Genomic DNA, 11,767 nt, shown 5'->3' on the forward strand with positions numbered 1-11,767 from the left:
AATTCGCAATGACGGTGCGGCCGGCGCAGCTGTTACAATCCCGGTCCTCCTTCCTTAGATAAATCTTTCAGGAGTTTCCGGTGTCTGTCGTTTTCGTCGCCGCCTCCAAGCTGCCCACCCCCTTCGGCGAATTCACCATGCATGGCTTCCTCGACGAGGAAACCGGCAAGGAACACGTCGCCCTGACCATGGGCAAGCTCGACGACGGCCAGCCGGCGCTGGGGCGTCTGCATTCCGAGTGCCTCACCGGCGATGCGCTGTTCAGCCTGCGTTGCGACTGCGGTTTCCAGCTCGAGGGCGCGCTGTCGGCCATCGCCAAGGAAGGTCGCGGCGTCCTGTTGTACCTGCGCCAGGAAGGCCGTGGCATCGGCCTGCTCAACAAGATCCGCGCCTACGCCCTGCAGGACGAAGGTGCCGATACCGTGGAAGCCAACCTGGCCCTGGGCTTCGGCGCCGACCAGCGTGACTACGCCATGTGCCTGCCGATGCTCAAGCACCTGGGCGTCTGCTCGCTGCGGCTGATGACCAACAACCCGCGCAAGGTGAAGGCGCTGGAAGGCTATGGCCTGACCGTTGCCGAGCGCGTGCCGCTGCAGAAGGGCCTGAACCCGCACAACAAGCGTTACCTGCAGACCAAGGCAGGAAAGCTGGGCCACATGCTGGGCAACATGCATCAGGGCGAAGCCGAGGCCGAGGCATCCGCTTCGTGAATCGCGCCGCTGCCCGGCGCCGGCTGAATCTGCTCTGGTGGTTGCTGCTGGCGCTCGCGCTGGCGCCGCAGCACCTGATGCTGGCGCTGGTGGGCGAAGCGCCCGGGCCGGAGTCGCTGGCCACGCCGGTGTTCGTCGTCGGCCTGCTGTCGATGTTCCTCACCCTGCCGCTGTTCCGCCGCTACAAGCATGCGCTGATTGCCACCGGCAAGGCCCGTGACGGCGTGGATGAACCCGCCGCCTGGCAGGCGCTGGGCGCCGCGCAGCGCCGTGGCGCGTTGGTCGGCAGCCTGCCGGCCTGGATCGGCGCCCTGGCGGTGCTGGTCGACCTGCATGGCGTGCCCGTCCTGCTGCTGGGCTTCGCCAGCCTGGTCATCCTCTGGCTGTACCGCCTGCCGCGCCAACTGGCCTGATGCGCCGTTTCCTCTGCCTGCTCCTGCTGCTTGCCGGCCCGCCGGTCGCGGCGGCGGAACGGGTGGTGAGCCTCGCGCCTTCACTCACCGACATGGTCCTCGAACTGGGCGCCGCCGACCGGCTGGTCGGTCTGCTCGATGGCGGGCCGCGCGCGGAATCCCTGAAAGACCTGCCGTCCGTCGGCCGCTACGGCCAGGTCAACCTCGAACAGATTCTTGCCCTGCAGCCTGACCTGCTGCTGGTCTGGCCTGGAGCCGTGCCCGAAGCGCAGCTGCAGCGTCTACAGGCTGTGGGCATCCCGGTCTATGTGGCCGATCCGCACCGTCTGGAGGATATCGCCCGACAGTTCCGCGAGCTGGGCGAGCGACTGGGGAGGGCGGAAAAGGGCCGTGAACTGGCGGAAACCTTCGATTCGGGCATGGCGCAGCTGCGGGCGCAGTACCGCCGCGAGCAGCCGCTCAAGGTGTTCTATCAGGTGTGGGATCGCCCGCTCTATACCGTCGGTGGCCAGCAGATCATCAGCGAGGCGCTGGAGGTTTGCGGGGGCCGCAACCTGTTCGCCGATCTTGACCTGCCCGCGCCGCAGGTTGGCCAGGAAGCGGTATTGGCGCGCGATCCCCAGGTGATCCTGGCGGCCAGCGACGACCAACTGCGCAGCTGGACCGGCATGCAGCAACTCAGCGCCACGCGGCTCAAGCAGCTCTGGGTGGTGCCGGATCGCAACCTGGAGAAACCGAGCTTCGCGATGCTCGACGCGACCGAGAAGCTCTGTCGGTTGCTGGCCGGGGCCAAGGCCAACGACTGAGCTGGCCGGGGTTCGCGAGCAAGCTCGCTACGAAAAGCCACACCAGTGCGCCCGGCCGACTGTAGCGAGCTTGCTCGCGAACAGCCGTGCACAGGTACTTCCCCTGACGCCACCCTCGTAGGGCGCATAACGCCTAAGGCGTTATCCGCCGCGGCGGCGGATAACCCGTTCCGGGTTATGCGCCCTACGAGGTGGTGGCTCAGAACCCTTCCAGCACGATCTTGCCCTTGGCCGTGTTGCTTTCCAGCAGCGCGTGGGCGCGGCGCAGGTTGGCGGCGTCGATCCTGCCGAAGTGCTCGCCCAGGGTGGTCTTCAGCACGCCGCTGTCGATCAGCCCGGCCACTCGCTGCAGCAGCTTGTGCTGCTCGATCATGTCGTCGGTCTGGAACATCGAGCGGGTGTACATGAACTCCCAGTGCAGCGACAGGCTCTTCTGCTTGAGCAGGCGCACGTCGAGGTTCAGCGGGTCGTCGATCAGCGCCAGGCGGCCCTGCGGGCGCAGGCTGGCGACGATCTCGGCGAGGTGTTCCTCGGTCTGGTTCAGGCTGGCCACGTGGGTGACTTCGCCGACGCCGATGCGCTTGAGTTCTTCGCTCAGCGGCTTGCGGTGATCGATCACGTGGTGCGCGCCGAGGTTGCGCACCCATTCCTGGGTTTCCGGACGCGAAGCGGTGCCGATCACGGTCATGCCGGTGAGCTGGCGCGCCAGCTGGGTGAGGATCGACCCGACACCGCCGGCGGCGCCGACGATCAGCAGGCTCTGTCCGGCGCTGGCCTTGCCTTCGGCTACCTGCAGGCGGTCGAACAGCAGTTCCCAGGCGGTGATGGTGGTCAGCGGCAGGGCGGCTGCGTGGGCGAAATCCAGGCTCTGCGGCATCGGGCCGACGATACGCTCGTCCACCAGCTGCAGCTCGGCGTTGCTGCCGGGGCGGGTCAGGTCGCCGGCGTACCAGACCTTGTCGCCCGGCTTGAACAGGCTGACCTCGCTGCCCACCGCGCGAACCACGCCGGCGGCGTCCCAGCCCAGCACCTTGTACTGGCCTTCGGCGGGCTGGGCGCGCTGGCGCACCTTGGTGTCCACCGGGTTGACGGAGATGGCGCGTACTTCCACCAGCAGGTCGCGTGGGCCGGGCGTGGGCTCGGGCAGCTGGATGTCGAGCAGGGAATTGGCGTCGTTGCTGGGCAGGCTCTGGGTATAGCCGATGGCTTTCATGGGAATTCCTATGCGTTCGAGGCGATCAGTCGATGCGGTTCATCAGGCGGATATCGAGTTCCGCCAGATCGGGTTCGGCGGCCTTCACGAAGGCCTGGAAGTGCGGACTGGCTTCGTGCTCGGCCAGGGCTTCCTCATCGCGCCACTGCTCGATCATGTAGATCAGCTCGGCGTCCTTGATGTCGCGGTGCAGGTCGTACTGCAGGCAGCCGGCCTCGGCGCGGGACGGCGCGAGCATGCCGTGCAGGCGCTCCTGCAGGCTGTCGGCGCGGCCGGGCTTGGCGCGAATGATGGCGATCAGGGTCAGGCTCATCCGGGTATCTCCAGTGGGGCGGGGAAGGTGAGGGCATGCTGCTCTCTTTCGTTGGGAAGAAAAACCGCGTAAGTAGAGAGTCTCTTTCAAAGGATTTTTGAAAATGCTGCGTTTCGACGACCTGCAAATCTTCGTCCGCACCGCCGAGCGCGGCAGCCTTTCCGCCGCCGCCCGCGAGCTGGAGCTGTCGCCGGCGGTGGCCAGCGCAGCGCTCAAGCGCCTGGAAAGCGAGCTGGATGTGCGCCTGTTCGCCCGCTCCACTCGCAGTTTGCGCCTGACCGCCGAGGGCGAGCTGTACCTGGCCCACGCCCGTGCTGCGCTGCAAAGCCTGGACGACGGCCGCCAGCTGCTGGCCGGCGGCAAGAGCGAGATTGCCGGCAACTTCCAGGTCTCGGCGCCGTCGGACTTCGGCCGCAACGTGCTGCTGCCCTGGCTCGACGAATTCCAGGCGCTGCACCCGCGGATGAACCTGCGCCTGCTGATCAGCGACCGCCAGGCCGATCTCTACCGGCAGCCGGTGGACGTGGCTTTCCGTCTCGGCCAGCCGGGTGATTCGAACCTGGTGGCGCTGCCGCTGGCCCCGGACAATCGCCGCGTGCTCTGCGCCGCTCCCGAGTATTTCGCACGCCATGGCAAGCCGACACATCCGGACGAGCTGCACCGGCACAATTGCCTGCTCTACATGCTCGGCGGGCGCGCCCATGAGCGCTGGAGCTTCAGCGACAGCCGCAAGCAGCATGTGGTGGCGGTGCGCGGCGACCGCCTTTGCGACGATGCCGATGTGGTGCGGCGCTGGGCCGTGGCGGGGCAGGGGCTGGTGTACAAGTCCTGGCTGGACGTCGCGGCCGACGTACGCGCCGGTCGGCTGGAAGTGGCGCTGGCGGACTACCTGGGCGAGGCCACGCCGATGAACCTGTTCTGCACCCACCGCGCCCAGCTCAGCCGGGCGGTGACCCAGCTGCGCGAGTTCGTCCAGTTGCGCTGCGCCGAACTGATGCGCGAGCGCCCCTGGACCTGACGCGGGATCAGAGCGGCGTGTAGCGGTGGATCGCCGCGGACAGGCCCCAGGCGCTGGCCACCGCCAGCAGTACCATGGCGGTCGGCAGCAGGCTCCACCAGATGCGCGGCGCCAGGGCCGGCAGCTCGCTGCGGCGCTGGCTTATCCACAGGCTGGCGGCGCATACCGAGGCGCCGAGCAGGGCGCCGGCAATGATGTCGCTGGGCCAGTGGGCTCCCAGGTACACGCGCGACAGCGCGATGCTGGCGGCAGGGATCACCGCCAGCAGCATCCAGGTCAGGCGTACACGTGGGGATTTTTCCCGGCTGGCCAGCACGCCAAGCACCAGGAAGAAGGCGAAGGATGCCGAGCTGTGCCCGCTGGGCATGCTGAAGGCGGACAGCGGGTCGGCGATCACTTCGGGGCGCGCGCGGCTGAACAGGTGCTTGAGGGTGGTGTTGAGCAGGGCGGTGCCGACCATGGTGCCGGCGGCGAAGAACGCATGGCGCCACAGTCGCAGCGCGGCCAGCAGAACAGCCAGCAGCGCGCCGGCGATGAACTGGGTGCGGAAGTCGCCGACGCGGGTGACGGCCACCATCACATCGTCCAGCCAGGCGTGGCGGTGCTCCTGCACCAGCGCCATCAGACCCTTGTCCAGGGCGTCGAGGTGCGGCCAGCCGATCAGCATGGCGATCAGCAGCGCGAAGCAGCCGACGGCGCCGATCAGCGCAGCCTTGCGCTCCTTGCGCAGTTCGGCGTGGATGATCAGGGCCAGCACCGCGGCGACGCAGGCGGCGACCACCCCGGCCTCCGGCCAGAAGCCCTCGGGCAGCGGCAGGCGCATGGCCGCGCCGGTGGCCCAGCCGGGCACCAGGTAGGCGATCGACCAGCCGGCGGCGGCCAGGATGGAGACGGCCAGGAAGCGGCCGAAAGGCATGTCGAGCATGCCGGCGATCATCGGCAGGAACGGCCGCAGCGCACCGATGAAGCGGCCCACCAGCAGGCTGGCGACGCCGTAGCGGTGGAAGAAGCCTTCGGCGGCGGCCATCCATTCCGGATGGTGGCGCAGCACCGGCAGGCGGCGGATGTCCTGGTGGAAGTGGCGGCCGATCCAGTAGGACGACAAATCGCCCAGCAAGCCGCCGAAGAACGCCAGCGCCAGGGTTTCCCCCAGGCCGAGGGCGCCGCTGCCGGCCAGCACGGCGATGGCGAAGAGCATCACCACGCCGGGCAGGATGATGCCAATGACGGCGGCGCATTCGAGGAAGGCGACCAGGAACAGGACCAGGGCGAGCCATTGCGGATGGGTGGCCATCCAGGTGTTGAAGGCGGCGAGATCGATCATCGGAAGGTAGCGTCCTGGGTTCCGAGCAGGTGGTAGTCGTGGCCTTCGACCTGTCCGCGACGCAAAGGGTTGCGCGTGCAGAAGCTGGCGAAGGCGGCGTCGACGAAGCGGTATTGCAGGTGTTCGTCGCGGCCGTGGGGAATGCCCAGGCGCGCGGCCTGGATGACCAGCGAGGGCTGCTCGCCGAGATCGTCGACGAACAGGCGCTTCGGGTCGAAGCGCCGGGCGTCCCAGTCCGGCACCTTCAGGCCCATGGAGCGGCAGAGCAGGGTCTGGCCGGAGCACAGCTTGCCCAGCGCGCGCTCGCTGCCGTCAGCGGCGGGGTTGAGCTGGCGCATGCAGGCCAGGGCGGCGTCTCCGGAGATGCGATCGAGCCAGGGGTGGCCGGACTTGATCAGCACCGCATTGCCCGCACCGCCGGCACTGAAGTTCAGCGAGTCGCCGCCGCGCGCGTAATACATGTAGATGTGCCCGCCATCGAGGAACAGCGCCTTGCGCTTCTCGGTGTAGCCCAGCGAGGCGTGGCTGCCTTTTTCGGCCAGGTAATAGGCCTCGGTCTCGATGATCCGCGCCGACAGCCACAGCTCGCCGACCCGGTGGCGGATCACCTTGCCCAGCAGCTCGCGGGCGACGGTGAGGGCGTCGCGGTTGAAGAAGGCATCCGGCAGCGGGTTCGCATCGGGCCAGGGCAAACTTAGGTTGGGTTCGGCGGGCATCGGATTGTCGCGGTTCTCGGGCCGGTCTTAGGCTGGGGAATCATAACAACAAGATTCTTAAGCATGGCTGAACGGATCCGGGCCGACAGCGCCCACATCACCCCCAGCGCGCATTACACAGGTTACGTCTGGTATCGCCACCAACTGGCCGATCCAGCCTTCGCCACGGCGTTCGGCCGCTGGGTGCATGGCTGCGTGGCGCCGATCAACTGGGGGGCGCGGATCGGCTTCGGGCTGAATATCGAAGACTTCCTGTTACAACGTCACCTGCTGATCGATGCCCGGCTGACCCAGGCCATCGAATTGCGCGGTGTTACCCAGGTGGTGGAGATCGCCTGCGGGCTTTCGCCCCGTGGCCGGCGCTTCCGCGAGCGCTATCCCCAGCTGACTTATATTGAAGCCGACCTGCCGCCGATGGCGGCGCGCAAGTCTGCGCTGCTGCAGGAACAGGGCTGGCTGGACGGCAAGCACCGCGTGCGGGCCGTGGATATCCTTGCCGAACAGGGCGAGCAGAGTCTGGCGGCGCTGTTCTCCGAGCTGGACCGCGACCGCCCGGTAGCGGTGATTACCGAGGGGCTGGTGAACTACTTTCAGCGCCCGGTGATCGAGGGCTTCTGGCGCCGTCTGGCGGCCGCCCTGCGGGTGTTCCCGGAAGCGACCTACCTGACCGAACTGTACCCCGACCTGCGCGAACACCCGCGCTACCGGCAGATCCGCTGGGGCGTCGGGTTGATCGGCCGGCTGACCCGTGGCGGCTATCCGCTGCATTACCGCAGTGCCGGCGAGATCGAGCAGGCGTTCAGCGGCTGCGGGTTCGGTCGGGTATGGGTGCTCGATCCGCAGGTGGATGGTGCGGGGCTGGGGTTGCCCAAGGGGCGGATTCCGAGCCTGGTGCGGGTGATCGAAGCACGGGTGTAGGGCGTACGACCTCTGGTGGTCATACGCCGTCGCGTCTCAAGCCGCGCACGCGCCCTGCTGCATCGGCACCACCATTGCCGCCAGCGCCGCGCTGGCCTGCGGGTCGCCGTGGGCGAAGATGAAGGCCAACCCATCGTCGCAGTAGCGCAGCGGCAGGATATCCAGTTCCGGCAGGCCCGCGGCGGCCAGCTTCCAGCCGCGCGCCGGGCGATCTGCCGGCAGCTCGACGCGGACCAGTCCGCCGAAATACCCCAGCTCCGCCAGCTCGCAGCGCCATTCGCCACCTTCGCCGTTGCGCAGCACGGCGCGGGTGTCGGCCGGCGCCAGGCGCGGTTCGAAGCGGCGTTCCAGGTGCAGCAGCTGCTGGCGCTGGAAGCGTGTGCTACCGGCGGCGCTGCGCGGCAGTGCTTCACCGCGCAGGAACGGGTTGTACAGCCGCGCGCAGGCATCGCGGCGCTCGAACTGGGCCAGGTGGTCGGCGTTGTGGATCAGCGCGAACTCGGCATCCGCGCAGGCGTGGGCAAATTCGGCATGCTCCCAGGGCTGGGTGAAGTGGTCGTACTCGCCGGCCAGCACCAGGGTCGGGCACTGCGGGTGGCGGTCGAAGCCGCCGAAGGCCAGCAGGCGCTGGCTGTTCTGCCGGTAGCGTTCGATCTCCGCCGGGGTCAGGCGCTGCAGTTGGCGCAGCAGGGCCTTGCGGAATACCGGGGAAACGCCCGTATCGGCCAGGCGCAGCGGGTTGATCAGCCCGGTCAGCACGCCGTGGGCGAAAGGTGTCTGCTCGCCCAGCTCCAGGCGCGCCAGGGCCTCCACCAGCAGCGCGCGGGCGCCGGGGCGGCCGAAGGCGGTGATGCCGGCCAGCAGCAGGCGGCCGCAGCGCGCCGGGTGGCGGGCGGCGAACAGCGCGGCCAGCGCCGAGCCGTAGGACAGCCCGATGGGCATCAGCGGCGGCAGCTGCAGGGTTTGCGCAAAGGCGGCGATCAGGTCGGCCAGGTCCTCCAGGCTCAGCTCTGGCGCCAGTTGCAGGTTGCCGCCCTGGCTGGGCAGGTCGAGCAGGATCACCGGGTGCCCGGCGAGCAGCTCCGAGACCTCGCTGGCGAAGGAGCGGAAGCTCTGGAACGCGCCGCCCAGCAGCAGGACCGGCGGGCGGGTGTCATCCTCCCGTGAAGAGAAGGCCTGGTAGTGCAGTTGCCAACCGTCCAGTTCCAGCACCGCCGGGGCGGTGGTCAGGGACTGGGCGCTGTAATCGGTGCGATAGCGCATGGCAGTTCTCCGGCGGTGGACCGCCTCTTGTTGTTCTTCCCTGGCGTGCCTCCCTGGCAATGCGAACGCTGCGGGGGCAATGAGCCATGCTTGCAAAGTAACCAGCCGATACGAATTTGTTTACCCAACCTTCGGGCGGCAGGGAGAGGCGGGGAGTGTCGGATGTAACCGGCGGGCGGGGGATGACGGGCGCTGGCGTTACGCGAAGCGCGTCGCTGACCGGCCGGCTGCTGTGGCTGGCCGCTGAGGGCGCGCTCCCGCTATACTTGCGCATTTCCCTCACGCAGACGCGTTAGATCATGACCGAGTCCGTTCTCGACTATATGAGCCGCCTGGGCCGCGCCGCCCGTGAAGCGTCGCGCGTTGTCGCGCGCGCCACGACCGCGCAGAAGAACCAAGCCCTGCTGGCCGCAGCCGATGCCCTGGACGCCGCCCGCGCCCAGCTGACCGAAGCCAACGAACAGGATCTGGCCAATGGCCGTGCCAACGGTCTGGAGCCCGCCATGCTCGACCGCCTGGCCCTGACGCCGGCGCGCATCGACGACATGATCGAAGGCCTGCGCCAGGTCGCTTCGCTGCCGGACCCGATCGGTGAGATCCGCGACATGCGCTACGTGCCGTCCGGCATCCAGCTGGGCAAGATGCGCGTGCCCCTGGGCGTGGTGGGGATCATCTACGAATCCCGTCCGAACGTGACCATCGACGCCGCGAGCCTGTGCCTGAAGTCCGGCAACGCGACCATCCTGCGCGGTGGCTCCGAGGCGATCCACTCCAACCAGGCGATCGCTGCGTGCATCCAGACCGGCCTGGCCGCCGCCGGCCTGCCGGCCAGCGCCGTGCAGGTGGTGGAAACCACCGACCGCGCCGCTGTCGGCGCGCTGATCACCATGCCCGAGTACGTCGACGTCATCGTTCCGCGCGGCGGCAAGGGCCTGATCGAGCGCATCAGCCGTGACGCCAAGGTCCCGGTGATCAAGCACCTGGACGGCATCTGCCACGTCTACATCGACGTCGCCGCCGACCTGGACAAGGCAATCCGCGTCGCCGACAACTCGAAGACCCAGCGCTACGCGCCGTGCAACACCATGGAGACGCTGCTGGTTCACGCCGGCATCGCCGACCGCGTGCTGCCGCCGCTGGCCGCCATCTACCGTGACAAGGGCGTGGAACTGCGTGGCGATGCCGCCACCCGCGCGCTGCTGGGCGCCGACGTACTGGAAGCCACCGAGGAAGACTGGCGCACCGAGTACAACGCGCCGATCCTGTCGATCCGTATTGTCGACGGCCTCGACGCGGCCATCGAGCACATCAACACCTACGGCTCGCAGCACACCGATGCGATCATCACCGAGAACTTCACCGACGCCCGCCGCTTCCTCACCGAAGTGGACTCGGCCTCGGTCATGGTCAACGCCTCGACCCGCTTCGCCGATGGCTTCGAATACGGCCTGGGCGCGGAGATCGGCATTTCCACCGACAAGCTGCACGCCCGCGGCCCGGTCGGCCTGGAAGGCCTGACCAGCGAGAAATACGTGGTGTTCGGCGACGGACACGTGCGGACCTGATGAACAAGGCGCGTTCCCGTCGGGTCGGTCTGTTCGGTGGCACCTTCGACCCGGTGCACATCGGTCACCTGCGCAGTGCGCTGGAGATGGCCGAGCAGTTCGAGTTCGACGAGTTGCGCCTGATCCCCAACTTCCGCCCGCCGCACCGCGACACCCCCCAGGTGAAACCGGAGCAGCGGCTGGCGATGGTCGAGCTGGCAGTAGCCGGCGTGATCCCGCTGGTGGTCGATGACCGCGAGCTGAAGCGTGACAAACCCTCCTACACCATCGACACCCTGGAGTCGCTGCGTGGGGAGCTGGATGAGCAGGACCAGTTGTTCCTGCTGGTCGGCTGGGACGCATTTTGCGGCCTGCCGACCTGGCATCGCTGGGAAGAGTTGCTGGAGCACTGTCATATCGTCGTGCTGCAGCGCCCGGATGCCGACAGCGAGCCGCCGGAAGACCTGCGCGACCTGCTGGCGGCGCGCAGTGTTGCCGACCCGAAGGCGATGACCGGCCCCGCCGGGCAGATCACCTTCGTCTGGCAGACGCCGCTGGCAGTATCCGCCACCCAGATCCGCCAACTCCTGTCGCAGGGGCGCTCGGTGCGCTACCTGGTGCCGGATGCGGTATTGAACTATATCGAGGCGCACGGCCTGTACCAGGCGTCTCACTGATCAAGCTAGAGAGTCATACATGCAAACCGAACAACTGGTCGAACTGACCATCGCCGCCCTGGAAGATCTCAAGGCGCAGGACATCACCGTCATCGACGTGCGCGAGAAGACCAGCATCACCGACGTCATGGTCATCGCCACCGGCGCCTCCAGCCGTCAGGTCAAGTCGCTGGCCGACAACGTCCTGGAAAAGGTCAAGGAACAGGGCGTGCGCCCGATCGGCAGCGAAGGCCAGGAAGGCGGCGAGTGGGTCCTGATCGACCTCGCCAATGTCGTGGTCCACGTCATGCAGCCGGCCACCCGCCAGTTCTATGACCTGGAACGCCTGTGGCAGGGCGCCGAGCAGAGCCGCGCCTCGCACAGCGCCGAGTAAGCCTGCCGTGCGTCTGCGTCTGATCGCGGTCGGCTCGCGCATGCCGCGCTGGGTGGAAGAGGGCTGGGCGGAGTACGTCAAGCGCCTGCCCTCGGAGCTGTCCCTGGAACTGGTGGAAATCCCGCTCAACACGCGCGGCAAGAATGCCGACGTGGCGCGGCTGATCCGCCAGGAAGGCGAGGCCATGCTGAGCAAGGTCCAGCCGGGGGAACGCATCGTCACCCTGGAAGTCGAAGGCAAGCCCTGGAGCACCCCCCAGCTGGCGCAGGAACTCGACCGCTGGCGCCTGGACGCGCGCACCGTCAACCTCATGGTCGGCGGGCCGGAAGGCCTGGCGCCGGAGGTCTGCGCGCGCAGCGAGCAGCGCTGGTCGCTGTCGCCGCTGACCCTGCCGCACCCGCTGGTGCGGATCCTGGTCGGCGAGCAGATCTACCGCGCCTGGACGGTTCTGTCCGGGCACCCCTACCACAAGTAGTCGT

The 11,767-nt window shown here is 68.0% G+C and carries 14 protein-coding genes; 9 read left to right on the forward strand and 5 right to left on the reverse strand.

Annotated features, from left to right (window positions below):
- Nucleotides 1-80: 80 nt before the first annotated feature.
- Genes ribA through IB261_RS03650 form a run of 3 tightly spaced genes read left to right on the forward strand, consistent with a single transcriptional unit; the run spans nt 81 to nt 1,929 of the window.
- Nucleotides 81-710: a GTP cyclohydrolase II gene (ribA, locus tag IB261_RS03640; protein WP_081517131.1), complete on the forward strand. Its 630-nt coding sequence runs from the start codon at nt 81-83 to the stop codon at nt 708-710.
- The gene (locus IB261_RS03645; protein WP_192381485.1) at nt 707-1,123 is read left to right on the forward strand and encodes an MFS transporter; all 417 of its coding nucleotides are present in this window, start codon (nt 707-709) and stop codon (nt 1,121-1,123) included. Before ribA ends, IB261_RS03645 begins: the two co-directional genes overlap by 4 nt.
- Nucleotides 1,123-1,929: a cobalamin-binding protein gene (locus IB261_RS03650; RefSeq protein ID WP_192381486.1), complete on the forward strand. Its 807-nt coding sequence runs from the start codon at nt 1,123-1,125 to the stop codon at nt 1,927-1,929. Before IB261_RS03645 ends, IB261_RS03650 begins: the two co-directional genes overlap by 1 nt.
- A gap of 199 nt (nt 1,930-2,128) precedes the next feature.
- On the opposite strand, the gene IB261_RS03655 is transcribed toward IB261_RS03650, so the two are convergent.
- A complete protein-coding gene (locus IB261_RS03655) occupies nt 2,129-3,142 on the reverse strand; it encodes a zinc-binding alcohol dehydrogenase family protein (protein ID WP_081517134.1) in 1,014 nt (337 codons plus the stop codon).
- A 25-nt stretch (nt 3,143-3,167) separates the two neighbouring features.
- On the reverse strand, nt 3,168-3,455 hold the full coding sequence (locus IB261_RS03660; protein WP_017521835.1) for a putative quinol monooxygenase: 288 nt from the start codon (nt 3,453-3,455) through the stop codon (nt 3,168-3,170).
- Nucleotides 3,456-3,558: 103 nt separating this feature from the next.
- Between IB261_RS03660 and IB261_RS03665 the strand changes: the two genes are divergently transcribed.
- Nucleotides 3,559-4,473: a LysR family transcriptional regulator gene (locus tag IB261_RS03665; RefSeq protein WP_081517135.1), complete on the forward strand. Its 915-nt coding sequence runs from the start codon at nt 3,559-3,561 to the stop codon at nt 4,471-4,473.
- 7 nt (nt 4,474-4,480) lie between these two features.
- Here the strand turns inward: IB261_RS03665 and IB261_RS03670 are convergent, their stop codons facing one another.
- Both IB261_RS03670 and IB261_RS03675 read right to left on the reverse strand, forming a co-directional pair.
- Nucleotides 4,481-5,797: a bifunctional DedA family/phosphatase PAP2 family protein gene (locus IB261_RS03670; RefSeq protein WP_151189296.1), complete on the reverse strand. Its 1,317-nt coding sequence runs from the start codon at nt 5,795-5,797 to the stop codon at nt 4,481-4,483.
- Nucleotides 5,794-6,513 carry a DNA-3-methyladenine glycosylase gene (locus IB261_RS03675; RefSeq protein WP_192381487.1) on the reverse strand — a complete coding sequence of 240 codons (720 nt, stop codon included), beginning with the start codon at nt 6,511-6,513 and terminating at the stop codon, nt 5,794-5,796. The genes IB261_RS03670 and IB261_RS03675 overlap by 4 nt, the downstream gene beginning before the upstream one ends.
- A 63-nt stretch (nt 6,514-6,576) precedes the next feature.
- Between IB261_RS03675 and IB261_RS03680 the strand changes: the two genes are divergently transcribed.
- The gene (locus IB261_RS03680) at nt 6,577-7,431 is read left to right on the forward strand and encodes a class I SAM-dependent methyltransferase (protein ID WP_192381488.1); all 855 of its coding nucleotides are present in this window, start codon (nt 6,577-6,579) and stop codon (nt 7,429-7,431) included.
- A gap of 36 nt (nt 7,432-7,467) precedes the next feature.
- Here IB261_RS03680 and IB261_RS03685 read toward each other — a convergent pair whose 3' ends face one another.
- The gene (locus tag IB261_RS03685; RefSeq protein WP_192381489.1) at nt 7,468-8,694 is read right to left on the reverse strand and encodes an alpha/beta fold hydrolase; all 1,227 of its coding nucleotides are present in this window, start codon (nt 8,692-8,694) and stop codon (nt 7,468-7,470) included.
- Nucleotides 8,695-8,993: 299 nt separating this feature from the next.
- Between IB261_RS03685 and IB261_RS03690 the strand changes: the two genes are divergently transcribed.
- Genes IB261_RS03690 through rlmH form a run of 4 tightly spaced genes read left to right on the forward strand, consistent with a single transcriptional unit; the run spans nt 8,994 to nt 11,763 of the window.
- The gene (locus IB261_RS03690) at nt 8,994-10,259 is read left to right on the forward strand and encodes a glutamate-5-semialdehyde dehydrogenase (protein WP_192224561.1); all 1,266 of its coding nucleotides are present in this window, start codon (nt 8,994-8,996) and stop codon (nt 10,257-10,259) included.
- Nucleotides 10,259-10,915, forward strand: a complete 657-nt coding sequence (nadD, locus tag IB261_RS03695) for a nicotinate-nucleotide adenylyltransferase (protein ID WP_081517141.1) — start codon at nt 10,259-10,261, stop codon at nt 10,913-10,915. The genes IB261_RS03690 and nadD overlap by 1 nt, the downstream gene beginning before the upstream one ends.
- Nucleotides 10,916-10,934: 19 nt before the next feature.
- Nucleotides 10,935-11,288, forward strand: a complete 354-nt coding sequence (gene rsfS, locus IB261_RS03700; RefSeq protein ID WP_024763994.1) for a ribosome silencing factor — start codon at nt 10,935-10,937, stop codon at nt 11,286-11,288.
- 7 nt (nt 11,289-11,295) lie between these two features.
- The gene (gene rlmH / locus IB261_RS03705) at nt 11,296-11,763 is read left to right on the forward strand and encodes a 23S rRNA (pseudouridine(1915)-N(3))-methyltransferase RlmH (RefSeq protein WP_015475414.1); all 468 of its coding nucleotides are present in this window, start codon (nt 11,296-11,298) and stop codon (nt 11,761-11,763) included.
- Nucleotides 11,764-11,767 lie beyond the last annotated feature (4 nt).

Source organism: Pseudomonas sp. PDM20 (assembly GCF_014852575.3).
Classification (GTDB): domain Bacteria; phylum Pseudomonadota; class Gammaproteobacteria; order Pseudomonadales; family Pseudomonadaceae; genus Pseudomonas.